The sequence below is a fragment of the Catalinimonas alkaloidigena genome, assembly GCF_029504655.1.
In the GTDB taxonomy this organism is placed as follows: Bacteria; Bacteroidota; Bacteroidia; order Cytophagales; family Cyclobacteriaceae; genus Catalinimonas; species Catalinimonas alkaloidigena.
In genome coordinates this window covers 7,111,577-7,137,296 of sequence record NZ_JAQFIL010000001.1, presented here as the reverse complement: position 1 = coordinate 7,137,296, position 25,720 = coordinate 7,111,577, and the positions used below count along the sequence as shown (strand labels likewise).

20 protein-coding genes are annotated in these 25,720 nt (G+C 42.7%); 11 read left to right on the top strand and 9 right to left on the bottom strand.

What is annotated here, in order from left to right; all coding sequences use genetic code 11:
- Positions 1-81: 81 nt before the first annotated feature.
- Both OKW21_RS29010 and OKW21_RS29005 read right to left on the bottom strand, forming a co-directional pair.
- Positions 82-1,680 carry a glycoside hydrolase family 140 protein gene (locus OKW21_RS29010; RefSeq protein ID WP_277486618.1) on the bottom strand — a complete coding sequence of 533 codons (1,599 nt, stop codon included), beginning with the start codon at positions 1,678-1,680 and terminating at the stop codon, positions 82-84.
- Positions 1,681-1,807: 127 nt separating this feature from the next.
- Positions 1,808-2,527: a DUF952 domain-containing protein gene (locus OKW21_RS29005; protein WP_277486616.1), complete on the bottom strand. Its 720-nt coding sequence runs from the start codon at positions 2,525-2,527 to the stop codon at positions 1,808-1,810.
- A gap of 128 nt (positions 2,528-2,655) precedes the next feature.
- On the opposite strand from OKW21_RS29005, the gene OKW21_RS29000 reads away from it, so the two are divergent.
- Positions 2,656-3,831 carry a trans-sulfuration enzyme family protein gene (locus tag OKW21_RS29000; RefSeq protein WP_277486614.1) on the top strand — a complete coding sequence of 392 codons (1,176 nt, stop codon included), beginning with the start codon at positions 2,656-2,658 and terminating at the stop codon, positions 3,829-3,831.
- 4 nt (positions 3,832-3,835) lie between these two features.
- Here the strand turns inward: OKW21_RS29000 and bshA are convergent, their stop codons facing one another.
- The gene (gene bshA, locus OKW21_RS28995) at positions 3,836-4,981 is read right to left on the bottom strand and encodes an N-acetyl-alpha-D-glucosaminyl L-malate synthase BshA (protein WP_277486611.1); all 1,146 of its coding nucleotides are present in this window, start codon (positions 4,979-4,981) and stop codon (positions 3,836-3,838) included.
- Between the two features lie 18 nt (positions 4,982-4,999).
- Positions 5,000-7,921, bottom strand: coding sequence for a serine hydrolase (locus OKW21_RS28990; RefSeq protein ID WP_277486609.1), 2,922 nt, complete (start codon positions 7,919-7,921; stop codon positions 5,000-5,002).
- Between the two features lie 72 nt (positions 7,922-7,993).
- Here OKW21_RS28990 and OKW21_RS28985 point away from each other — a divergent pair, with 72 nt between their 5' ends.
- Genes OKW21_RS28985 through OKW21_RS28970 form a run of 4 tightly spaced genes read left to right on the top strand, consistent with a single transcriptional unit; the run spans position 7,994 to position 11,947 of the window.
- A complete protein-coding gene (locus tag OKW21_RS28985) occupies positions 7,994-8,347 on the top strand; it encodes a hypothetical protein (RefSeq protein WP_277486607.1) in 354 nt (117 codons plus the stop codon).
- 5 nt (positions 8,348-8,352) lie between these two features.
- A complete protein-coding gene (mutL, locus tag OKW21_RS28980; RefSeq protein ID WP_277486605.1) occupies positions 8,353-10,236 on the top strand; it encodes a DNA mismatch repair endonuclease MutL in 1,884 nt (627 codons plus the stop codon).
- A 5-nt stretch (positions 10,237-10,241) separates the two neighbouring features.
- On the top strand, positions 10,242-11,039 hold the full coding sequence (locus OKW21_RS28975) for a rhomboid family intramembrane serine protease (protein WP_277486603.1): 798 nt from the start codon (positions 10,242-10,244) through the stop codon (positions 11,037-11,039).
- 11 nt (positions 11,040-11,050) lie between these two features.
- On the top strand, positions 11,051-11,947 hold the full coding sequence (locus OKW21_RS28970) for a rhomboid family protein (RefSeq protein WP_277486601.1): 897 nt from the start codon (positions 11,051-11,053) through the stop codon (positions 11,945-11,947).
- Positions 11,948-12,013: 66 nt separating this feature from the next.
- On the opposite strand, the gene OKW21_RS28965 is transcribed toward OKW21_RS28970, so the two are convergent.
- The 3 genes from OKW21_RS28965 to prfA are packed head-to-tail and all read right to left on the bottom strand — an operon-like array spanning position 12,014 to position 14,941.
- Positions 12,014-12,436: a secondary thiamine-phosphate synthase enzyme YjbQ gene (locus OKW21_RS28965; RefSeq protein WP_277486599.1), complete on the bottom strand. Its 423-nt coding sequence runs from the start codon at positions 12,434-12,436 to the stop codon at positions 12,014-12,016.
- A 29-nt stretch (positions 12,437-12,465) separates the two neighbouring features.
- Positions 12,466-13,851: a hypothetical protein gene (locus tag OKW21_RS28960; protein WP_277486596.1), complete on the bottom strand. Its 1,386-nt coding sequence runs from the start codon at positions 13,849-13,851 to the stop codon at positions 12,466-12,468.
- Between the two features lie 19 nt (positions 13,852-13,870).
- Positions 13,871-14,941 carry a peptide chain release factor 1 gene (gene prfA, locus OKW21_RS28955; RefSeq protein WP_277486591.1) on the bottom strand — a complete coding sequence of 357 codons (1,071 nt, stop codon included), beginning with the start codon at positions 14,939-14,941 and terminating at the stop codon, positions 13,871-13,873.
- Positions 14,942-15,236: 295 nt separating this feature from the next.
- On the opposite strand from prfA, the gene OKW21_RS28950 reads away from it, so the two are divergent.
- Positions 15,237-17,189, top strand: coding sequence for a GAF domain-containing protein (locus OKW21_RS28950; protein WP_277486589.1), 1,953 nt, complete (start codon positions 15,237-15,239; stop codon positions 17,187-17,189).
- 145 nt (positions 17,190-17,334) lie between these two features.
- Here OKW21_RS28950 and OKW21_RS28945 read toward each other — a convergent pair whose 3' ends face one another.
- Positions 17,335-18,720: a type III PLP-dependent enzyme domain-containing protein gene (locus OKW21_RS28945; RefSeq protein WP_277486586.1), complete on the bottom strand. Its 1,386-nt coding sequence runs from the start codon at positions 18,718-18,720 to the stop codon at positions 17,335-17,337.
- 120 nt (positions 18,721-18,840) lie between these two features.
- Between OKW21_RS28945 and argS the strand changes: the two genes are divergently transcribed.
- The 4 genes from argS to OKW21_RS28925 all read left to right on the top strand — a co-directional run bounded on the left by argS (position 18,841) and on the right by OKW21_RS28925 (position 23,085).
- Positions 18,841-20,649 (top strand): arginine--tRNA ligase, encoded by a 1,809-nt coding sequence (gene argS / locus OKW21_RS28940; RefSeq protein ID WP_277487823.1) that lies wholly within the window; start codon positions 18,841-18,843, stop codon positions 20,647-20,649.
- Between the two features lie 61 nt (positions 20,650-20,710).
- Positions 20,711-21,208: a glutathione peroxidase gene (locus OKW21_RS28935; protein WP_277486585.1), complete on the top strand. Its 498-nt coding sequence runs from the start codon at positions 20,711-20,713 to the stop codon at positions 21,206-21,208.
- 6 nt (positions 21,209-21,214) lie between these two features.
- A complete protein-coding gene (locus OKW21_RS28930) occupies positions 21,215-22,117 on the top strand; it encodes a 1,4-dihydroxy-2-naphthoate polyprenyltransferase (RefSeq protein ID WP_277486583.1) in 903 nt (300 codons plus the stop codon).
- A gap of 116 nt (positions 22,118-22,233) precedes the next feature.
- A complete protein-coding gene (locus tag OKW21_RS28925) occupies positions 22,234-23,085 on the top strand; it encodes a universal stress protein (RefSeq protein ID WP_277486581.1) in 852 nt (283 codons plus the stop codon).
- 9 nt (positions 23,086-23,094) lie between these two features.
- Here OKW21_RS28925 and pyrE read toward each other — a convergent pair whose 3' ends face one another.
- Positions 23,095-23,757: an orotate phosphoribosyltransferase gene (pyrE, locus tag OKW21_RS28920; protein WP_277486580.1), complete on the bottom strand. Its 663-nt coding sequence runs from the start codon at positions 23,755-23,757 to the stop codon at positions 23,095-23,097.
- A gap of 262 nt (positions 23,758-24,019) precedes the next feature.
- Here pyrE and OKW21_RS28915 point away from each other — a divergent pair, with 262 nt between their 5' ends.
- Entirely contained in the window at positions 24,020-25,498 is a 1,479-nt protein-coding gene (locus OKW21_RS28915) for a response regulator (RefSeq protein WP_277486579.1), read from the top strand.
- Positions 25,499-25,720 lie beyond the last annotated feature (222 nt).

Sequence of the window (25,720 nt, the reverse complement as noted above, 5' to 3'; positions counted from 1 at the left end):
ATTCATTTTAAAGCTTACACCAAAAAGGTAAACTGAAAAAAAAAGTGAGCTAATCAATGTAAGAATTTTCCCTTCTTGTGCTTATTTCCCGGATCTGAGTATCAGGACCCAATCTCCTTCATCGGGGGGGCTAGTAAGGATAGTATTTGAATGAGTTTCAATATCTGCATTTACATAGCTATCATCTACCGGCTTATACCATTGCCCCTGATAACTGAGGTTCTGAGCGTTTATGATTTGTACTTCCGTCTTAAAAGGGACATAGGTAAGCACAGTACTATAATCATCGGTGCGCAGAAGAGAGATATAATGATCAAATTGCTCTTCTCCAGGCTGTTTCTTTAGTAAATTATGATCTGGCTTTAACTCCCACCAGTCAAACTGCTGCATGAATTTCGCCAGATATCCCATCTGGTGGCTACCCGGAAAGTCTATGCTTTCTCGCCATGTACTTGGGCTTTTCTCGCTCAATGACCCATGATTAAGGATTTTTTCTCCTTTACGTATCCATGGCCAGATGCCATTTGCCCCATAAGTGATACCGGCAACGGGAGTGGCAAAAATGCTCCAGTAAGAAGCATTACGAACATGCGTATCGGTGGTCCGGAAGTAAATTTCTTCATAACAAGGCTCCATATTGATCAAAGGCCGGGCAGGCAGTTTATCCCAGTTTTTCTTCATAGGTCCTTTATTGATCCAGTCAATAGTACCAGTATTTACTCCGTGGCTTGACTGATAGCCTACCACATCCAGCCAGTCTTCATTTGCATAGGCTTCGCCAATCCAGGAGCGCCCCATAGGATGCTGGGCAACTACGCCCGGATGCTCATCTCCAAATACTCCCCTACCAATGTTTTTCCACCTTTGTTCGTACAGATGAGTATACCATCCATCACCGCCTAATACCCAGACTACATGGTGAGCACCATAGCGGGCTACCATATAACGGGCAAGCTTAATAGCCTCCTCCTGAGGTAAAGCATAGCCGGGGCTGAGTTCTTTGCCTTCTCCTTTAGGTAATGCCCAAAGCAAGACCGGTGCAGCGACCAGCCCATACTCATTGACCTTATCTACTTTTTGATCCAGATGCTGAAAGAAAGCCGGGTTAAGCTTGATCTTACCTTGACCAGTAAAAGCTTTCTGAAGCTGGCTGTTGACATCTGCCCCCCGCCACTGGGTAGTGACAAACTGTATGACACTGTAGTTATGCGCTTTGCGGTGAGCCAGATAATCGTCCCATTCTTTTTCGGTAGATTTCAGCGCCCCATTCCAGGCGGTACAGGCTAGCCAGAAGAAAGGCTTGCCATCCGCATAACTCAGGTGGTAATCTCCCTCATTGTGGATGATATTACCTTTTTGATAAATCGCTTGCTCACTGGTATTTTTTTCACAAAGAAAGCTTCCCTCATGGCCGGATAGACCGCTATTACTTTTATCAGAACATGATGTTTTGTATTGCCATTCTCCCAGTTCATCAGGCATAAAGCGGATTTTCCAGCTGCGCCCTCCATCCCAAAAGCCGTGGATCTTATGTGTTCTGCCGGAAGGAGCCGTAAACTCAGCATTAAAACTATCGACTTCATATAGTGGATTTTCATATTGTTTATCACTTTCAAAAGTGAGCTCGTACTTCATCCACTGCTGCGCCTGTCCCTGAGAGTATGTTGTAGATCCTATCATGAGTATGCATGAAAATATAAGAAAAAGTTTTACAGACATGGTAGTTGTTTTAGTAGGTAGATTATGGCTATATGTATTTATTCGCTGTATAGCTTTCAAAATATACCAAATTTACCATTTCCCAAACTCAACTGTACTCTGTTTTTACAATGGCTTCTCGTTCTATTGCGCCGTATACATGAGCGTATAATTCCGGGGAACCTCTTTCGGTAGTTTCATACCGAATATTAGCTTTGACTTTCAATGGATCAATATGAAGGATAGCATAAGCAGCGACTTTATTTCTTTTTTGCTGCCGCCACCGAACTAACTGTTTGTTATTCATCAGGCGCAGAAAATTCTTTCTCTTCAGTGCTTTCGGCTCAAATACCTCTTCTTCCTTAATCATAACCCATTCCTCAAGTAAAATCGGATAAAAGAGCCAGCTACTCCCCTGAAAAATCACCTGCCGGGCAAAAGATGTAAATGCGCGTAAATTTGGTGTTGCCTCTTTTAGAAAAAAGTCGTGTTCTTTCACACCATCTCTGACGGTAAGTACCGGATGTTGCTGCCAACCCAGGTAAAAAAGCGCCAAGCCCAGAAAAAAGATAAACATCAGAGGCCAGGGGTTGTACAGGTTAAGAAAGATAGCCAGAAGACTGAGTGGTGCCATAATGCCCCCACTTACCAGAGGCAGCATAATTCTGCGTTTACTAAACCCTAAGTCTTTAATATGATGTCGCTCGAAGCTATTTACCCTGCCACGATGTATTACTATTAAGCGCTGACTGGTCAGTATACACTTATTTTCCTTATCCTCATCCTGTTGCAGATAAGCAATTGCTATGTTTTCTTCAACGTCTGACATTACAAAGCGGAAGATAGAATATATTTATGAAGGCAAACTGCATTTGCCTGACAGAATCTACACATTTGGCTTTGTTCATTAGCAGTATTTTATCATATTCCGGGCTTAACTGTTTATTTGCCAAAGATATGAATGATCAAAGTGGAAAAGCTACCCTTTGTGTGCATGCCGGAAAAGAAAAAAGCATGAATACCGAAGGGGTCAATACACCTATCTTTACTTCTTCTGCCATAGACTTCCTGGATCAGAATGACATCCGTTATCCACGAAATTTTAATACCATCAATCAGAAAGTGGTGGCTGCCAAAATCGCCGCATTGGAAGGGAGCGAAGCAGGGCTGGTTTTTGGCTCCGGCATGGCTGCCATCAGCAATAGTATGCTGGCATTGGTGAAGAGTGGAGAACATGTACTTTTCCAGAAAGACCTGTACGGAGGCACTTATCAGATGGCTACGCAGATGCTTCCTCAGTTTGGCATCAGTTATAGTTTTGCCGATGCGAATACAGAAGCGATGGAGGCTGCCATACGTCCAGAAACCAGAATGATTTATATTGAAACCCCTTCCAACCCCCTCTTGAGGGTAACAGATATGAAGGCAGTGGCCAAGCTTGCCAAGCATCATGGGCTGCTGACAATGATTGATAACACTTTTGCTTCTCCCATTAACCAGAACCCTATTACGTTTGGGATAGATATTGTAGCCCATAGCGGAAGCAAATACCTGGGAGGCCATAGCGATCTCCTTTTTGGGGCTGTAGCCACTTCTCAGAAGTTGAGGGAGCGTATCAGTGAAAGCGGAAAAATTTTAGGCAGTAATGTAAATGCTACTACCTGCGCGTTGATAGAACGCAGTCTGAAAACTTTGTCATTACGGGTAAATCAGCAAAATAAAAATGCGCAATCCTTAGCAGAATACTTGCAGACACACCCTAAAGTTCAGCAGGTATATTACCCAGGCTTAAAGGGAAGCCCTGATTTTCAGATTGCAAGCAGACAAATGAGTGGGTTTGGGGGTATGCTTTCATTTGAACCCGCGCTCCGCAGCGGGGCTGAGGCAGAAGCTTTGATTCGCCGCTTTAAGGTAATAGCTCCGGCAGTAAGTTTAGGAGGCGTAGAGACGATTGTAAATATGCCTGCCCGTACTTCTCATTCCCTGCTCCCTCCTGATGAGCGAAAGAAAGCCGGAGTAAAAGATGTGCTGTTAAGATTATCCGTAGGAATAGAAGATGAGCAAGATCTTATCGACGATTTAGAGCAGAGAGGCCCTGCAATTTGCCGGTATTTACGCAACTTCTTAAAATAACCCCTTAGGACATCGCCACATTACGGAACTTATCCAATACTTCCTGGTAGAGTTTTTCATACAGAGGAACAATCTGGCTGACCTCAAACTCCTTGGCTCTGTCTAAGGCTCTTTTCTTGAAAGCATCTAGCCGATTGGCAGAAGACAGTATGTAAATGGCTTTTTCTGTCATGCCGTCTATATCTCCTACAGGAAGAGCAAAGCCTGTTTCTCCGTCAACGTTCAGTTCGGTGAGCCCACCAATATTACTGGTAATCACTGGCACCTCGCATGCCATCGCTTCCAGGGCTGCCAGCCCAAAACTTTCTTTCTCAGAGGGCATCAGGAAGAGGTCGGCCACGGAGAGCACTTCTTCTATGGCTTCCAGCTTACCCAGAAAGCGAATATCATCGCAGATACCCAGCTCCCGGCAAAGCTTCTCTACATTGGATCTTTCCGGTCCATCCCCTACCATCAGTAGCTTGGCAGGAACCTGTTTGCGAATTTTGTCAAAAACTTTTACCACATCTTCTACCCGCTTCACCCGGCGAAAGTTAGAAGCATGCACAATCATACACTCATTGTTAGGGCAGATAGCACGCTTGAAGTGGTCTTTGCGCTGACGCTTAAAACGTTCCAGATCCACAAAATTGGGGATTACCTTAATGTCTTTGGTAATATTGAAATAGTCGTAGGTCTCTGACCTCAGGCTTTCAGAAACTGCCGTAATGCCATCTGATGCATTGATACTGAAAGTAACGACAGGAGCAAAGGATGCATCCTTACCGACCAGTGTGATATCGGTGCCATGCAGCGTAGTCACTACAGGAATATGAATTCCTTCAGTAGCCAAAATTTGTTTAGCCATAAAGGCTGCTGAGGCATGGGGGATCGCATAATGCACATGTAATACATCCAGCTTCTCGTATTTTACCACTTCTACCATCTTGCTGGACAATACCAACTCGTAGGGAGGATACTGAAAGAGGGGATATGTCCTTACATCTACCTGGTGGTAAAATAGATTCTCGTTGAAGAAGTCCAAGCGAGTGGGTTGAGAGTAAGTAATAAAATGTACCTGATGGCCTTTTTTGGCCAAAGCTTTTCCTAGCTCGGTAGCCACTACGCCACTACCGCCAAAAGTAGGATAACAAACAATACCTATTTTCATCTAAAAATGAGTGAGAGGTCAACGACCGTTATAATCTTCCATAGCACGGTAAACTACCGACTGTATTTTTGTACGCACACCTTCTGTAAGAAGTTTTGTATTCCGGGCACTTGGATGTATACGATTAGAAAGGAATATATAAACCAGGTCATATTTTGGATCAACCCATACCGCTGTACCCGTAAAGCCCAAGTGGCCGAAAGAAGCATAAGAAGCCTCTGGCGCAGTAGGGCCTCCGTCTCTGATATATTCAGGTTTATCCCAGCCCAAGCCTCGGCGACTGTCATTATATTGTCTTATGCTAAACCTACCTACTGTACCTGTCTGAAAATAACGATCTCCGCCATAGATACCATCTTGCAGGTTCATTTGCATGAGTACGGCCAGGTCATGTGCATTACTAAACAAACCGGCATGACCAGCTACTCCGCCATAAAGTGCAGCGCCCTCATCATGTACTGTTCCTCTTATCAACGCATCTCTGAAGTGTTTATCTTCTTCTGTAGGGGCTATTCTTTCAGCCGGAAACTCTCTTAGAGGACGGTAAGTCAAGGTGCGTAAACCTAAGGGGTCGTAGAAGTTTTGATATAAAAACTCATCCATAGGCTGATTCGTCATACGCTCTACTAAGCGATGCAATATATAAAAACTCAGGTCACTATAACGGTAATTATATTCAGGCTTCCAGGAAGGATTACGTCTGCCACGTTTTCTTAGCAGCTTAGAATCAATCGTCCATTGCCAAACTGAATCTCTGAGGCTGCTTACTGCATACAGCCCACTGGCTACCTGCATATTATACCCCTCTTCGGGAGAAAAGCGATACAGGTCAGGATTCAGCCCTTTGCGGTCTTTGGTCATAGACCAGAAGGGAATAAACGAGCGTAAGCCGGCCCTGTGCAATAATACTTCTCTCACCGTAATATGCTCTTTATCGGTACCCTTAAGTTCTGGAAGGTAAGTCGATATTTTCTCTTCCAAATTAATTGTTCCTCTCTCCTGTAAGAACATGATCGCCTGCATGGTGCCCGCCACCTTACTTACCGAAGCTATATCGTAAATAGTCTCTGGTGTAATAGGGTCTTTCTTGTCGTAGGTCTGATAGCCATAGGCTTTTTCCCAAATTATTTTGCCCTTTCTGGCAATAAGCACCTGACAACCGGGAGTGGCTTCTTCATCTATTGCCCATTGTGCCAATGAATCTATCAATAGCAAAGTATCTGCATCTAATCCTACAGCCTCGGGCTGAGCATATCCCAGGCGTGCCAGGCCGCGGGTATTGACACCTATTCCAGCGCTTAGGGTTTTAGAGGCATTCACCGGCAAACGTCCTTTTGCCCCTATAGCTCCAAACAAAATTTGAGGAGCAACTTCCTGCGCCACCGGGTCATCCTCATAGGCGCATACCAGGCTCGGAAACTCTTCCAGGTCGGTCAGGTGATGAGGCTGGGTAAATGCGACAATGGTAACATTGCTTTTCTTACGCAAAAACTTGAGGAAAGTGAGTAGTTCGCGATCAACCTGAGGCCCTTTACGAGAAGGGTGGTCGTACAGCGCTACCATCACATGCCCATATTGGTTTATCTCTTTGTAGAGACTATTGTAATTGATGTTCTTTTTACTATTCTCTATATAGTAATGGGTAAATGGAGCATAATTATCCAGCATTTCCTGAAAGGGACTGGCCCCTTCCTGATCCAGGTTAATAGAAAGTGAAGCGAAAGAAGTAGTATCCAATACCCGCACCGGAATCAGTGACTCCTTATTGTGAATTACTGTAATAGCCTCTTCGTAGAGGTACTGCTTGAGCATATATGCTTCACTCTTCCAGCGTACTGTCTTTTCTTTAGTAGGTTGAGATAAGGTATTTACCAACTGACCATCCAAACCTACCAGATATTTGGCATTCAATATCTTGAAGACTCTACGATCAATGTCTTCTTCCAACAGTTCCCCTTGTGCCAGTGCCGTTTTTATTCCGTTAATAGCCTGCTCAATTTCTGCTCCTGCCAAGAGCATATCATTCCCTTCTTGCAGGGTCTTTACTGCCACCTTGGCAGCATCTCCTTGAATACCACTGAGGGGTTTGGAGATTGCTAATCCTTCTAACTCCAGGTATTTTTCGTAGAGATAGCTTTCAGGAATAGCATTACGCAACAGGAATGATTTGTCAGAGATCTCATTACCTTCTCGAGTAAAGTTAAGCTGTGCTACTAATTTCCCTTCTTGGTAATTGGTAGAAGAGGCCCTACCTCCCAGGCTGGCCATGGCCAAAGGTGAAGCCAGCGGATATTGCTTATAGCAAGGTATAAGTCCATAGTCCTGCATTCCCTGCATATAGCGTAAGCTTTTGGCAAAAGCCTGACCAAAATCATCGCTCATCATATCTCCTCCAGCTGCTGGCTGCACCTTACCGCCCTTTATATCTAAGACAGGAGCCATATTTACATGCACACCTAGCTTACGACATTGTTTCGCTATTTCTGCCCCCAAATCATACAGATAAGCATCATTTTGTATAGCTCCTAAGGTCATAAATGAAGGATACCTGATTGCACTATCCAGACTTGTACCTGCACCCAGTCGGGCATTCATGCCTATCAGCAGAGGGAAGGCTGCTCGATGCTGTAATTGCTGTGTAATGTTAAGCTGTGCAGATACATTTTCAGCCTGCACATACACCCCCCCAATGTTACGCCTGTTTAGTAGCTGAAGCAGGCGCTGTATATCTTCCTTATCCTGGTTTTCGTATAAAGAAAAAACGAAGAGCTGCTCTATCTTTTGTTCAAGACTAAGGGTATCAAAAACACTGGCTATCCATTGCTCTCTTGGGACTCTGCTACCGGGTGTACCCGCTGTGAGCAACTGTATTGCCAAAAGCTGAGTAAGTCCCAAAATTGTCATATGAAAAAGAAAGTGCTGAAAAACTTTTTTCAACATAAGGGCGTTCTTCGTTTGCGATTTTAACAAATATTTGGCCTATTTAGTGCTGCATATCAAAAGAATACAGAGATGAAATTCCCTACACTCACCCGTCTGCCTAACAATAGGCGATTTAATATTGAACCACGCTATTACGATCCTGTAAAAGAAGATATAGAGGAACGTACTAGCAGAATTAAGCAAGAAATAAGCCAAGTCCGTAAAGAAGGACGCTCTGATTACAGCTCAGGTATTGCCGGCTCATTCTCTAGAAGAGCTAACTATACTAAGAATGCAAATATTTTACAAATGATCATTCTTATTTCCTTGATTGTATTCATTGGGGGCTATTTATTATATGGTAATGATATTTTTTACATCTTTGTGCTTATCGTTCCAATCTATTTCTTTATCAGAATAAGAAAATACTCGAAACGGAGGTAGCTTACATGTCAGATGTCATTCAACTTCTGCCTGATGCCATTGCTAACCAGATTGCAGCAGGGGAAGTAGTGCAGAGGCCAGCGTCAGTAGTCAAGGAGTTGTTAGAAAACGCAATAGACGCGGCCAGTGATCATATTTGTGTGATTGTCAAAGATGGAGGAAAATCCCTTATCCAGGTAAAGGACAACGGCACCGGTATGAGTGAAACAGACGCCCGTATGAGTTTTGAGCGGCATGCCACTTCCAAAATCAGACGAGCTGAGGATATTTATGCCATTCATACCTTAGGGTTCAGAGGGGAGGCGCTGGCTTCAATAGCAGCAGTAGCTCAGGTAGAGTTGATTACCCGCACGCGGGAGTACGAATTTGGCACTTGTCTTAGTGTAGAAGGCTCATTGTTTAAGGATAGTGAACCTATGACCGCAGATGCAGGGACTTCTATCAGTGTAAAGAATCTTTTTTTTAACGTTCCTGCCCGACGTACTTTTTTGAAGTCACACGCAGTAGAAATGCGCCATATCATGGATGAGTTTTTCCGGGTGGCGCTGGCAAGGCCGGATATTTCTTTTGAGTTTTACAACAACGACACGCTCACTTATGACCTGGGTAAAGGGAAACTCAGCCGTCGTATTGCTGAGCTGCTGGGAGATAGCTATCGCAAGCAGATTCTGAGCTGCCAGGAAGAAACGCCCTCACTCAAAATTTATGGGTATATCGGTATGCCTGAGTATGCCAAGCGAACCCGCGGAGAGCAGTTTTTCTTTATCAACCGTAGGTTTATCAAAAACAGCTACCTGAACCATGCGGTAATGAGTGCCTATGAGGCTATGCTGCCTGAAGATTCTTTTCCCTTTTATGCGCTATTTATTGAAATAGATCCGGCAGAAATAGATGTCAATGTTCACCCTACCAAGACGGAAATTAAGCTGGCCGACGAGCGTACAGTATACGCCATTATTCGTGCGGCTGTAAAAAGAGCGTTAGGAACTAATCTTGTTACTCCTTCACTGGATGAGCAGGAAAGAGAAGAGAACCATTTCAGTATCCTGAGCCGCATATCCAGAGGAGAAAGAAGTACTCCGCCTGATCCTTCTCCAAATACTCAAAATAATGCTCAAAGAGCATTCAAGCAACAATCTGCCCTTAAGCGTGCGGATACTTCCCAGTGGGAAAGTTTATACAATCAGCCCCAACACTCTTCTTATTTCAACTTTGAGGATGATACTGAAGAGAAAAAAGAGGAGGAAGAAAACTCTCTGACTTTTCAGAGTGCTGCCAACCGGATACCTAGTGGGGCTTCATTATTTAATGATACTACTCATGGCACCAGTGAGCAACCTTTTCAGATTCACCAGTGCTATATCATGATTCAGGTTAAATCCGGTATAATGATCATTGACCAGCAGGCTGCGCATGAGCGCATTTTGTATGAGCATTATTCGTTGGCACTGGAGCGCCGCTCAGGTGTATCACAGCAGTCACTTTTCCCACAAACGCTAGTGCTTAATTCAGCAGATATGGCCCTGGTAGATGAGCTTCAGGATGAAATTCATGCTCTCGGGTTTGATTTTACCATCTTCGGACAGAACACCATCGTCATAAACGGCGTACCTACTGATATAAAAGGTGGAAACGAAAAAGAAATATTTGAGGGGCTTATAGAACAATATAAATCCTTCCAATCCGACCTTTCCAGTAACAAACGAGAAAGTGTAGCACGTTCTATCGCCCGGCGTATGTCGGTCAAAAGAGGGCAAAAGCTCAACCCGGCAGAAATGGGAACGCTCATTGACCGCCTGTTTGGCTGCCTGCACACTGACTATGCTCCGGATGGCCGTAAGACTTACTACATCCTGGAGTTTGACCAGATTTCAGACTTTTTTAAATAACACGCATGTTTGGAAGACTCACCCCTATTGTTAAAAACCTGTTGATTATCAACATCGGTATTTTTATTGCTCAGTCTCTTCTTTCTATTAATTTCGTAGAGTTTGGGGGGCTTCGCTATATTTTCTCTGATAGCTTTCGTCCCTATCAGTTTTTTACCCATCTTTTTATCCATGGTGGTTTAGGCCACCTCTTCGGTAATATGTTTGCCCTCTTCATCTTTGGGCCTTTGCTGGAGCGTTTCTGGGGTAGTCAACGTTTCCTGGTATTTTATTTGGTTACCGGCCTAGGAGCTGCTTTGCTATATTCGGGTATTAACTTTTATGAAGTCAATGAGCTCAAAAACGCAGTGGAAGCTTATGTTTCAGAGCCTACTCCTGCACGCTTTGATACTTTTGTAAGAGACAATGCACAGTTTGCCTGGCAAAGCCCTGAAGTACAAAATTTTATAGATCAATATTATGATAATCCCAATAGCACCAGCTATATCAACCAGGGGAAGCAATGGGCCAATCAGATTCTGGAGCGCAAAGCAGATATTCCAATGGTAGGCGCCTCGGGCGCTATTTTTGGCATACTTATGGCCTTTGGATTACTTTTTCCTAACACTGAATTATTTCTGTTATTTTTTCCTTTTCCTATTAAAGCAAAATATTTTGTATTATTCTACGGACTATACGAGCTTTGGGCAGGATTTGACCGCGTACCCGGAGACAATGTAGCGCACTTTGCTCACCTTGGCGGGATGTTATTTGCCTTCATACTCATCAAAGTATGGCAAGGAAAACGTAATTCTTTCTATTAGCAAAGGTTGTCATGAACAGTATATTAGACGAGTTTAAAAATGCCTTCAATAGGCCCAACAATGGCCTGATGAAGATTCTGGTAATAAATTTAGTAGTATTTCTGGCTCTGATATTTTTCAGAGTTATTTTAGCTTTCTCGGGTGCCGGAGAAATATATGAGCTGATTCTCCGCCAGCTCATGCTGCCAGCAGCACTGGATAATTTTATTGTAAAGCCCTGGACGCTTATCACATACTTCTTTACCCATGAGGGGTTTTTCCATATTCTTTTCAATCTGCTCTTTCTTTATTGGTTTGGCAGCCTGATTATGGAGTTTTTGGGGAGCCAGAAGTTCGTCAATTTATATGTATTGGGAGGACTAGCCGGGGGGCTCTTTTACATTCTGATCTATAACACCCTGCCTTATTTTGCCGATGCGGTAGACACCTCTCGTATGTTAGGAGCTTCAGCAGGGGTATATGCGGTGGTAGTAGGAGCTGCTACTTTTATGCCTAATTACACCATCGCGCTTATCTTGCTCGGACCGGTCAGGATCAAGTATATTGCCATTTTTTATGTCATTCTTTCTTTCGCCCAGTCTGCCGGACCCAACGCTGGGGGGGAGTTGGCTCACCTGGCAGGAGCAGCACTAGGCTTCATTTATATCAAGCAGCTTCAGAGTGGTAACGATCTTGGTAAACCGCTTGCCTCTTTCTTCTCATTTATTAAGAGCTTTTTTGTAAGACAGCCTAAGGTAAAAGTCTCTTATCGCAATGCGCAGAAGAAGAGAAGCAACGGTCGTCCTACCGCCGATACCCAGAGCAAACAGGAGGAAATAGACGCAATTCTGGATAAGATTTCTGAAAGTGGTTACGATAGCCTTACCAAAGAAGAGAAGCAAAAGCTCTTTGACGCTAGCAAAAATTAGATAGCACAGGTCACAAATTGAGAATTTCAAATTGAGCTGGTTCGGCAATAAGCTGAATCAGCTTTTTTAATGTCCGTACGCTGTCAATATCAACCGGCGGTTACCTCCCCGGTTGCGGTGCTCACAAAGATATATTCCCTGCCAGGTTCCCAGGTTGAGACTTCCTCGAGTAATAGGAACAGTAACGCTACTGCCCATGAGCGAACTTTTGATATGAGCGGGCATATCGTCTGGTCCTTCCAGTGTGTGCTCGTAGTAGGGTGCGTTTTCGGGCACCATTTTATTCATATGGCGCTCAAAATCTTCTCTTACCGTAGGGTCAGCATTTTCATTGATCGTAAGGCTAGCAGATGTATGCTGAATGAATACGTGGAGCAATCCCTGCTGTATATGTCTGATTTCTTCAAATTCTCTTTCTATTTGATGCGTAATGATATGAAATCCCCTTGAGTAGGAGGGAAGTTTTATTTCTTTCTGAAACATTTGCATAGTATAAATAATCGTTTTGGTGAAAGAATCTATTCAACCTGCTTCACAAACTCATATGCTCCTAAATCAGGTTTTTCGTCTCTTTCTTTTGACTCTATATCTTCTTTTACAAAAGTAATTTTACCCTGATCTATGGCCGCAGACGTTGAGTCTAACGCATATTTGTATATTGCCGGATCCGTAAACTGAGGAGCTTCATTGAGGATATTGGTCTCTGGAAAAGGAAAGTCTACTGCTTCGGCTTTTATCAAATTAAACGATACCTCTATCTCAGAGCTTTCTTCTGCCAGTATAAAACCTAGCTCGTTCTTCATGTTTCCCCAAATGATGTTATTCCGAAGTTCCAGGTGAAAATCCTGATTAAGGGATGGATCAGCCTGTAGCGTATCCACAAAAAAAGCGGTGCTTCCTTCACGGGCAAAAGTCACCGCATCGTTAGCAAAAGTGCAGTGTACATAGCGGTAATATCCTTTCCCAAAGCTTCCCACAGCATTAACCATACAATGATTAACGACCAGATTGTAAGCATCAATATCTGAGTTAATAGCAAGAATTCCGTTGATGGACATGTTTTCAATCACTGTATTACGAATAAGCAGGTCGGGAATTGTATCTTCATCAGGCTTGGAGATAAACAGGCCTACTTCAGCATTGCGGATAATAGCATGATCTATTACGGATTGCCGGCTTTTTTCGCTCATAAATATGCCCTGCCATTGGCCTGAACCATTAGCATAAGCACCATCCTGACGTACGTGTGTAAAAAGTACAGGATTTTCAGCATGACCTTTGACTTCTATGCTGCCATCTACCCATACACTTCCTCCTTTTTCAAAGTACAAATTTGCGCCCTCAGGAATTTGCAGTTTTGCATTTTCTTTCACCCAAATAGAATCTCTGATTATATAAGGTCGTACTGCTGAGAGCATAAGGTCCTCTTCAACCTGCCAGCTATCTATAAAATAAGCATCTTGTCCCCAGCTTAATAATTTTACGCTCTGCTGATTATCATTGGTCAGAAAAAGGAGAGAGTCTTCTATGATGAAAGGAGCATCTTCATCTCTGGAGTCAATGTTAGCTTCTACCAATACTAGCAAGCTATCTCCTCCCCGGAGGAGAACATCATTAAAATCTACGCCTTTTGCACCATTGATGAATATGGAATAGGCTGAACTATTTCCTCCTGCCAGTTGGATATCAGTTTGTACCGCCTTATCATCTAGATTGTAAATCTGAAGGCTTTGTGTAATGCTTTTCTGAGTACTGAAGAGTGTATCAAAGTTTACCGTATCCTGGCTGAATGCTAATGCTAACCTCTTATCCGTAGAAATTATCTCTTCTTCAGGCGTACAGGAGAGGGATAAAATCAGCATCAGCAGTAGTGTCAACTTCCCAAGATCAACTAAATAGCCCATGGTCTAAGCTTCTTCAGGCTTACGCCTTTCCTTCCTCCATTTTTTCGGTATTATCAGCAATCCTCAGTTTTTCAACAAAATCGTCCAGATCGCCATCTACTACTGATGGCAAATTATATACAGTATGGTTGATTCTATGGTCTGTCACACGGCTTTGAGGATAGTTGTAGGTACGGATTTTATCAGAGCGGTCTCCGCTTTTTACCATAGAGCGACGCTGAGCCCCTACCTCCGCATTATGTTTTTCCAGTTCTATCTCATACAGGCGAGAGCGAAGTACCTTCAAAGCCTTTTCCAGGTTTTTGATCTGAGATTTCTGATCCTGACAAGTTACCACCAGGCCGGTAGGCTCATGGGTAAGGCGTACCGCAGAATAAGTGGTGTTTACGGACTGTCCACCGGGACCTGAGGAGCAGAAAGTATCCTTACGAACATCATTCATATCAATCTCTACTTCTACATCTTCCATTTCGGGTAATACAGCCACACTGGCGGCTGAAGTATGTACTCGTCCCTGAGTTTCAGTTGCAGGTACTCTCTGGACACGATGAACTCCTGATTCAAACTTAAGCTGAGCATATACATCTTCACCCGATACGGTACTAATAATTTCTTTGTAGCCTCCCGAAGACCCTTCGGTCAGGTCAAGTATGGTCAGGTTCCAGCCTTTCTTCTCGGCATAGCGCTGGTACATACGGAATAGGTCCCCGGCAAAAATAGCAGCTTCGTCTCCTCCGGTGCCTGCCCTTATCTCCAGTATTATATCCTTACTATCATTAGGATCTTTAGGAATCAGCATCTGCTTGAGTTCTTCCTCAAGCACTTCTTTCTCATCTTCTTTAGCCTCTATTTCATCCTTAGCCATTTGCCGGAAATCAGGATCTTTCTCCGTAGAAAGTAGTTCTTTGGCACTCTTAAGATCGGATAACACATCTTGATAGGAGTTATATTTTTTCACCACCTTCTCAAGATCTTTGTACTCCTTGCTCAACTTAGAGTATTTTTTCATGTCGGCCATTGCATCAGGCTGCACAATCAACTGCCCCACTTCTTCAAAACGGTCCTTTATGGCTTCTAATTTGTCTATCATACATTTTGGATTTGAACACAAAGTTAATAAACAGCACGGATTGTAATAGTACTAGTTTAAGCATAACAGTTTGTGACCTGAAAAAATTGTCAATCAATAAGTTATAGTACTTGGTGGAGGCAGGTCAAAAAGCGCATAGAAATTACCCTGTAATATTTCATCTTCAGATAAGTTTTATATCCACCAATAAAGATGAAAACTTGTACTCTACTAATATACCTTTTTCTAATCACATAGTTTTGATCCGTTTATCCGAAAAATCGGGCCATTAGCATAGAATACATTTGTAATCATTATGAAGAAACCTAAGTTCACAATTGGTAGTAAAATTTTTGGTGGTTTTATTTCACTGATTGTCATTTTCGCCATTAATGCGGCTGTTAGTATTATTACGATCAGTAACAGCAACACACTGATCAATGAAAACACAGAAGTCATTGATCCCTCAGTGAAAGCAATTGATGAATTTATCCTTTTGGTGACTGAATCCAAAATGCTGGTCACTAACTGGGTTTACCTTCAAAACAATCAGGAAGACAAAGAAGCGCTCAAGGATTTGCATAGTTTCCGCTACCCAGAACTTAAAGATAAGCTAGGGGCACTCCTTCCTTACTGGCAGGATACTGTCCAGCGTCAAACTGTAGACTCAGTATTCATTGGTTTTGAAGAGTTGATTGACATAGAGAAAGATATCATGTCACAATTGGTTTCTTTTGAAGACTACGAAGATGCTATGGTTAAGTGGCAGGCTACTGAAGCTGTTGAGAGTGAAGTATTACCCAGAACCAATAAGCTTAAAGACCAACTATATAAGATCAGTTCACTGAAGCGTGAAGAAGCAGACCAGGCACAAGCCAGCATCATTGCCTCTTCGGACAAGCTCAGTAACATAATCCTGATCCTGTGTACTATTACTATTCTTATCGGTCTTTTAGGAGCATTTTGGCTCACCCGCAACATTACCAAACCAATTAATTATTTAAAAGAGCTGATCCAAAGATTAGGCAAAGGCGAACTTCCTCAGGAAGAAAAAGGTACTGATAACAACAAACAAAAGGTTAACCATGATGAAGTAGGTGATATGGCTAAGGCAGTAGATATCTTAGTGAATGGCCTACGCGACACCTCTGAATTTGCCGAGCAAATAGGAGAAGGAAATTATCAGGCATCTTTCAGTCCGCTTAGTGAGCATGATGTATTAGGCAATGCCCTGATCAACATGCGTGATAACCTGCAAAAAGTAGCCGAAGACGATAAGAAGAGAAACTGGGCTACAGAAGGTTCTGCTAAATTTGGTGAAATTCTTCGCCAGAACAACCATAGTGTAGAAGAGTTGAGCAATACCATCCTGTCGGACCTTATTAAATACCTGAATGCTAATCAGGGAGGTATGTTCATAGTTCAAGATACCGATGGTGACGAAGCTTATATGAAGTTAGAAGCATGTTACGCCTGGGATCGTCAAAAATATGTTGAGCAAAAAGTTTATAAAGGTGAAGGGCTGGTAGGACAGTCATGGCAAGAAAAAGACACTATTTTCCTCACTGATGTTCCGGAAAATTATATAGCAATTACCTCAGGCTTGGGAGATAGCAACCCTACCAGTATTTTGATTGTTCCTCTTTTGGTGAATGAGGAAGTATACGGAGCTATTGAGATCGCTTCTTTCCAGGTATTTAAAGATTATGAAATAGAGTTTTTACAAAAAATCGCTGAAAGCATTGCTTCTACCATTTCTTCTGCCAAGGTGAACTCTCGTACTCAGCAGTTACTGGAAGAGTCTACACAGATGACCGAACAGATGCGTGCTCAGGAAGAGGAGATGCGTCAGAATATGGAAGAACTGCAGGCGACACAGGAAGAGATGAACCGTAAACAAAGGAGCATGACAGAACGTGAGTCTCGTATCAAAGCTGTGCTGGATACTGCGCTTGCTTCTTTCATCAGCATTGGCGCAAATGGTGAACTAGACTTCTTTAATAAAAATACCCAGAAGATGTTTGGCTACACCGAACAGCAACTGAGCGGCATCAATGTAAGCGCATTCTTCAAAAATGTAGGAGAAGGAGAAATCGTAAGTTATTTAAGAGAACACCTTCATACCCAATCAGAGCACACTTTGGTAAATAAAGACGGGCTGGAGTTCGAGGCTGAGATTAAGCTTGATGATTTTAGTCTGAATGGGCAGTCTTACTTTATCGCCAGAATTGTAGACGTCAAGGCATATGCCAACCAATCGGTAACATAGAAAGTCAACCAGCGAGGTTTAATCTATAAGTTCAATAATTTCAGGGAGCGGGCAGAAAATTCACATGCTATCCGCTCCCTTTTTTTGTTTTACTCTTATTACTCCTCCCGGCTAAAAAATCATACCCCATCAAGTTTTTCAAAACTCAGTAGCCAAGCAGTTTCATCATCGCTTCGCTGTCCTGCTCCCGGGCGAATAATTGATAGTCAAACGTACCGTCACTTTTTTTATTGATCACTACGTGCTTAGGCGCGGGAATCAGGCAATGCTGAATACCCCCATAGCCTCCAATCGCCTCCTGATATGCTCCGGTGTGGAAAAAGCCTATGTACTGCTGCTCTCCATTTTTGATTTTGGGCAGGAAGACCTCATTGGTATGTGCCTCTGAATTATAGTAATCCATGCTATCGCAAGTTAGCCCGCCCAGGTTTATTTTCTGGTATTCATTCTCCCAATTATTCACTGCCAGCATAATATACTTACGGTTGAGCCCCCAGATATCGGGCAGTTGGGTAATGAATGAGCCATCTATCATATACCATAACTCTTTGTCATTTTGCAGCTTCTGATCCAGAATGGAGTAAATCGCCGCACCACTTTCTCCCACGGTATAGATACCAAACTCAGTGTAGATATCAGGCACCGGCACATCGTTCTCATCACATATTTCTTTGATATTAGCCACAATTTGCTCCGCCATATAGGCATAGTCGTAAGTAAACCAGAGGGAATTTTTGATCGGAAAGCCTCCCCCGATATCAATGGAATTCAGCTCAGGGCATATTTTTTTCAACTCACAATATTTGTATACAAAGCGACTAAGCTCACTCCAATAATAGGCAGAATCACTGATGCCCTGATTTACAAATATGTGAAGCATTTTAAGCTTTGCTCTACTATTTTTTATCTTCTCATGATAAAACTCAATAATATCACTATAGCGCACTCCTAAGCGGGAAGTGTACAACTCAAAGCGGGGTTCCTCATCTGAAGCTACCCGGATGCCTACCTCATATTCACCTTTAACATGCTCCTCATAGTAATTTATTTCCCCCAAGTTATCCAGCACCGGAATACAATTTCTGAATCCATCGTTCAAGATTTCGCTGATATACTGCTTATACAAATCACGCTTAAAGCCATTACAGACAATACGAATGTTTTTATCAATCTTTCCCTGCTCATACAGTTTCCGGATAATCTGAATATCGTAGGTAGAAGATGTCTCCAGGTGAATATCGTTTTTCAAGGCTTCGCGGAGCACAAACTCAAAGTGAGAAGACTTGGTACAATAGCAGTATTGGTAATTTCCCTGATAGTTGTGTTTTTCAATAGCTTGGCTAAACATCTGCTTGGCCCGCTGAATATTCTCACTGATCTTGGGCAGATAAGTGAGCTTGAGCGGTGTACCAAATTCTTTAATCACGTCCATCAGTGGCACGTCATGAAAATAGAGTCCCTGCTGATCTACCTTAAAATCTTCAGTGGGCAGGTCAAAAGTTTGTTCTATCAGATCAATATATCTTCTCATCAGAAGGCTTTAAATTTTTGTATGAACTAAGAGGCATGCAATATTGGTATATATTTGACATCTTTGCAAAACTTAAAATTGCGCTGCAAAAATCGCAAACGAATTGTCAATATCAGGCCGATGGATATAGAAAAGTTAATTGTTAAAAATATTGTTGATGCATTTCATAGTCTCTATCAGCATACTTTGAATGCGGATGAAATTAAGCTGCAACCTACCCGTAAGGAATTTGCCGGTTCTCATACCTTTGTGGTTTTTCCCTATGCTCGTTTTTCCAAAAAAAATCCACAGGCTACTGCCGAAGATATCGGGCAATACCTGAAGGGACAGAGCTCTGTTGTTAAAGACTTTAATGTAGTAAAAGGTTTTCTGAATCTGGAAATCGAAGAGCAAATCTGGTTGAATCTGCTGGAAGAGATTGCCAAAACAGGACTACAGGAAGATAAAAAATATGGATTCGGCGCTTTGCAGGATCGTAAAGTGGTAGTAGAATTTTCTTCTCCCAATACCAACAAACCGCTCCATCTTGGCCACCTCCGTAACAATTTTCTGGGAGATAGTGTGTCTCGCATACTGGAAGCCAATGGTTATCAGGTGAAGCGGGTAAATCTCGTCAATGACAGAGGTATTCATATTTGTAAATCTATGTTGGCCTATCAGCGCTTTGGTAATGGCGAAACGCCCGAATCTTCCGGTATCAAAGGCGACCACCTGGTAGGAAAGTATTATGTAGAGTTTGATAAGGCGTATAAGGCAGAAATTGAGCAGCTAAAGTCAGAAGGCATGAAAGAGGAGCAAGCCAAGAAAGAAGCGTCGCTCATGAAAGCCGCGCAAGACATGCTGCAGAAGTGGGAGCAGGGTGATGCTGAGGTGACCGCCCTCTGGGAAAAAATGAATGGCTGGGTATACGAAGGTTTTGACGCTACTTATCAATCCATCGGTGTGCACTTTGACCAGATTTATCATGAATCAGAAACTTACCTTCTCGGAAAAAACATAGTAGAAGAGGGGCTGGAAAAAGGCATTTTTTACCGCAAAGAGGATGGCTCAGTATGGATAGATCTTAGTGAAGATGGCCTGGACGAAAAGCTGGTACTCCGTGCCGACGGTACCTCAGTGTACATCACCCAGGATTTGGGTACTGCCGATCTGCGTTATGAGGATTATCCTTTTGATAACCTGGCATATGTGGTAGGGAATGAACAGGACTACCACTTCAAAGTACTTTTCCTTATTCTGAAAAAACTGGGGAGAGGTTATGCAGAGGGCCTATATCACCTTTCTTACGGTATGGTAGATCTTCCTTCAGGTAAGATGAAATCCCGCGAGGGCACAGTGGTAGACGCTGATGATCTGGTAGCTGAGATGATTGAGACTGCCAAAACCCATACTGAAGAGCTGGGTAAAATAGAAGGGTTTACGGATGAGCAGGCTGAAGCGCTGTACAGAATATTGGGTATTGGTGCACTGAAATACTTCCTGCTCAAAGTAGACCCTAAAAAGCGGATGCTGTTCAATCCGGAGGAATCTGTACAGTTTCAAGGTAACACGGCTCCTTTTATTCAATATACCCATGCCCGTATTTCAGCTATTGTCAGAAAGGCGCAGGATATGCAATTAGACCTGGAGAATACCGAAGCGCTTAAGGCCAATAAAGCCCCCCATCCGGCAGAGCTGGAAGTGATTCGTATACTCACAGATTTTCCTCATAAAATTTCACTGGCGGCTGATGAGTACGCTCCCTCGGTCATTGCGCAGTATGCTTATGATTTGGCCAAAGAATATAATCGCTTCTATACCGAGGTATCTATCTTTGGTGAGGAAGATCCTGAGCTGCTGCTTGCCCGGGTGATTTTCTCTAAGGCAGTCGCAGAAACAATCAAAAGTGCCATGAGTTTATTAGGCATTCAGGTCCCTGAACGTATGTAAACCCATGAAAAAGCTATTATTCTTTTTTTCGAGTTTTTTATTTCTAGCCTTTGCTAATCCTATGAGGCAACTTACTGATGCCCCGGCGTCTTTCTACGATTTCAGCTTGAACAGCATTGAAGGAAAAGCTGTCAACTTTTCTCAGTTCAAAGGGAAGAAGGTCTTATTAGTTAATGTAGCCTCCAAGTGTGGTTACACCCCACAGTATAAAGGTTTGCAGGAGCTGAATGAAAAGTACGGCGATAAAGTAGTTATTTTGGGTTTCCCCGCCAATAATTTTGGAGGACAGGAGCCCGGCAGCAATGAAGAGATCGCTACTTTTTGTGAAGCAAATTACGGAGTGACTTTCCCTATGTTTGAGAAAATATCTGTCAAAGGCATAGACAAACATCCACTCTACCGTTGGCTAAGTGATAGCAGCCTGAACGGCTGGAACGATCAGGAGCCCAGCTGGAATTTCTGCAAGTATCTGGTAGACGAAGAAGGCAGGTTGATAAAGTTTTTCCCCTCTTCAGTTGAGCCTATGTCAGAAGAATTGACCAAAGCCATAGACGCTTAGTATGCCATGAAAAAACTTCAGGTCTGGATACTGGCAGCACGCCCCCGTACTTTACCTTTGGCACTGGCCAGCATAGGGATGGGCGCTTTTCTGGCTGCCTATGCTGATCATTTTGACTGGCAGATATTTGCCCTCAGTGTACTGACTACTATATTCCTACAAATCCTCTCCAACTTTGCCAATGATTATGGCGACTCTATTCACGGTGCAGACAGTATTGAGCGTGAGGGGCCTTCGCGTGCAGTTCAATCAGGCTATATCAGGCCGCAGGCTATGAAGAAAGCTATCATCCTCTTTGGGGTACTTTCTTTTATCAGCGGCATATTACTTTTACTCATTGCCCTTCCTGGCAATAAGTTACTGTTATTATTTTTTCTCTTGCTGGGAGTAGCCGCTATTTTTGCCGCTATCACCTATACCTCGGGGAGCAAACCTTATGGCTATGCCGGCCTGGGAGATATATCTGTCCTGACCTTTTTTGGCCTGGTAGGTGTGTTGGGATCTTATTATTTGTATGCTCAACAGCTTCCATGGGATTATCTACTGCCCGCGCTGAGTTGCGGACTGTTTTCTACTGCAGTGCTTAATGTAAATAATATTCGTGATATCCGTACAGACAAACTGGCCGGAAAACGCTCTATTCCGGTGCGCCTGGGGCGTAGCCGGGCGGTTGCATATCATTGGGCTCTACTGTCGTCGGGCTTTCTCTGCTCTCTCTTGTATGTATGGCTTAACTTTGAGTCCTGGACACAACTGCTTTTTCTTATCACTTTGCCTCTGCTTACTAAAAACGGCCTAGCAGTGCAGTATAAGAAAACGGCACCCGAATTGGATCCATACCTTAAGCAGATGGCGATCACTACCCTGATTTACGTGCTTAGCTTTGGTATCGGACATTTGCTTATCTGATCTTTTCTCAAAAAGAGCTATTAATTTTTCTATATTATTACAAGAGGCTCGACTAATCCAATAAATCTTATAATTTACTGCTGCATTAGCCAATCAACGTAAAATTATTTTTAGTTATGAAAAGCATTCTTGTCCCTACTGATTTTTCTCAACAAGCCCAGTTTGCACTGGATCTTGCTCATGGTATAGCAAAAAAAACTTCCGCTACTGTAAAATTACTGAACGTGGTGGAAGCTCCTCATGGCACATCTTTTAATGCGATGGGAGAAGTAACTGCTCCTGATGGGATGGACTCTATGTTCTTTGCCCAATTGCTTAAGCGAATGAAGGAGCAGCTTACCGAGCTGGTAAAGAACCCCAAATATGGAGACATCAAGCTTGATGGAGAGGTAGAAATCGGCAACCCTTATGAAAGCATCGCCAGAACTATCTCTGATCAGGAAGTTGACCTTGTAGTAATGGGGACTCAGGGTAGCAGCGGCATTGAAGAGGTGTTGATAGGCTCTAACACTGAAAAAGTGGTTCGACGCTCATATTGCCCCGTGCTTACTGTCAAGGAGGGCGTTGAGCCTGATTCCATCAAGAACATAGTGTTTGCTACCAACTTGAGAGATGACGACGACAAACTTGTTTCGGAGCTTACGAAACTTCAGAAACTATTTGATGCCACCCTGCACATTGTTTGTATCAATACGCCCAGCTCATTTGAGACAGACCGTTATTATAAAAAGGAGATGAAGGCTTTTGTAGAAAAGCATAAGTTGGGAAATTATACCTTAAATGTATATAATGATGATGTGGAAGAGGATGGTATCGTATTCTTCGCTGAAGATATAGATGCCGATATGATTGCGTTAGCCACTCATGGCCGCCGGGGCATCAGTCACCTCCTCAGTGGCAGTATTGCTGAAGATGTAGTCAACCATGCTAAACGCCCGGTGTGGACGTTTAGCCTGGCAAAAAAATAATATTCAGTATCAGGCATCTTGTTTCCAAAGATGAGGTGCCTTTCTCCATTCCTGTAATGAAGAAAGATCTGTAGCTGAAATCAGGTTTTGTTCTACTGCTTCTTTGATCAGCACATCATAATTACTCATAGAGACAAAGGGAATCCCTGCATCGGCAAAATGTTCTCGTGCCGTATCAAAACCATAGGTGAAGACTGAAATAAGTCCCAACACTTCCAAACCCGAAAGGTCTAGCGCCGCAGTAGCCTTTAAAGAACTCCCTCCTGTAGAAACCAGATCTTCAACCACCACTACCTTCTGACCTTTAATAACTTCTCCTTCTACTATATTTTCCATGCCATGCCCCTTGGGCTTAGTGCGAACATATAAGAAGGGCAGGTCTAATACATCTGCGAGCAATACTCCTTGTGGAATACCAGCAGTAGCAACTCCTGCTATGGCTTCAGCTTCAGAAAAACGCTTACGAACCAGTTCTGCCAATTCTTCTTTGATATAACTTCTTACCTGCGGATAAGATAACGATATACGCCCATCGCAATAAATAGGTGATTTCCAGCCCGAGCTCCACTGAAAAGGTTCATCCGCATTTAGCTTGACGACACCAATATCAAGAAACATTTTCGCGATCACTTCCGCCACCGATGCATCTCTTCCATCTGATATATGATTCATGTCTGTTTTCTTTAAAGAGAGAAAATAAAAAATATACTTATTGTCCCACCGAGAGGACTTTACTACTTTAACATGTTATAGGTTGAGTTACAAATTTATGCACTTAAAAAACATTTCCCCTATCCCTTTACAGAAAAGAGTCTTTAAAAATGTAATGAGTCATAGGTTTTAATAAATTGCATTGAGATAATAGGCGCCTTAAATACGGTTTACCTTTCAAGCTTTCTTATTTTTTGTTGCTTTATCACTGTAAAGATCGCCCATGAATCAAGAAAAACTTTATCATCTTTTTGAAAAATCTTCAGATGCTATCGTCATTTTTGATACTTCCTATGACATACAGTATGCTAACCCTTCTGCCCTACAATTACTCTCATACGAAAAGAACGACATCAGACATCAGCCTTTCTCCAGGCTATTTTCAACAGCATTTCAGGCTGAACTTGATGCCTTTGTCACTTCTTCTCAAAAATGCTTACATGGATTACAAAAACAAATCCACGAAAACCATGAAGCTTCTATATCTATAACTGCGGATGTGGACATTCAACGGATTTCTCGCCTACAAAAAGCCCCGGCTGTGTATTTGGCTACGCTTTACCCTAAGCATAATACATCTCCAACTCATCCTCTAAAGTATACTGAACAAAATATACAAGCCGAAACACGGCAGTTGCTACACTTACTAAAGGATGAGACTAATGTACCCCTCGGTACACTTTCCACCTTAGTAGACCGGCTCTTGAGTATGCACCCAAGGACTGACCAATTGCCTATCTTACAAAGTATGCGGCATTCTGGCCAGCGGTTACAAAAAGCAATTGAACATATACTACTCTATGACGACCTTATACATGGACGTATGCAACCAGATCCTCAGCCATTTAGTGTTAAGGAGATAATAGAGGCCATGGAAAATACATTTAATACTTATGCAAAAACCCAGGGCTTAGCTTTGAGATCTGAGATAGACAGAGCGCTTCCACAATTTTTAAAAGGAGACGTACGCCTGATTAGAAAGTCGCTGACAATATTATTTGAGGCTCTGGCAGAAGCCTGTACTGAAAGCAATAGTACCATCAGTCTATCCATCACACATGATGAAATAGATGAGCATACTGAAAAACTTAGCTTTGTGTTTGAGACGGTGCTTGATAAAAATCCATTGGATAAAACTGCTTTGGGCCTTGGCATTGTAAATCACATCGCCTCTCTTATCGGGACGAATTGGTACATTGATAAACATGCTTCAAAACAAAAAAGGCTGTACTTTACTATTCCTCTTGCAATTCCTGAAGGTATGCAGACTAACGAAAGCAAAGAAGTACCGCCGCCTTCAGACCAGCTTCAGGAGTATTCTTCCCTTCATGGGCTTAGAATGCTGTTTGTAGAAGATGTGGTTACTAATCATTTTCTAATGGAAGGCTTATGCTCTCTTTGGCAGATACATCTTGATACTGCACTCAATGGGCGCGAAGCACTGGACAAACTGCATCATCACAACTACGACGTAGTACTGATGGACCTCAAAATGCCGGTTATGAATGGATATTTAGCTTCCCAGATTATCCGCCAGGCAGGCTCGTTATTTGATGCCTCAGTACCCATCATTGCACTTTCGGGTTCTGTCTCTGATGAGACTTTGGATCAAATTAAGGCATATGGAATGAATGATTACATCCTTAAACCCATTGACCCCGATCTGCTCTATCAAAAACTCATCAGTTATGCTTCAACATAGATTTTCACTTTTCAAATCCTTGATTAATTTCTTAACTTACACGTTAATTTTGTATTTATTTTGGCTATTTATCACCTTAAAGGTTGTTTCTTTAATCCGGTTTCATGTATTGACATTCTGGGGAAATTGCTGAAATAGAGTGTTTTTTTAATTTTTTTAATAAAAAATATTATAAAATTTATACAATTAATCAAATAAACCATACATTTGTGAGGAAAAATC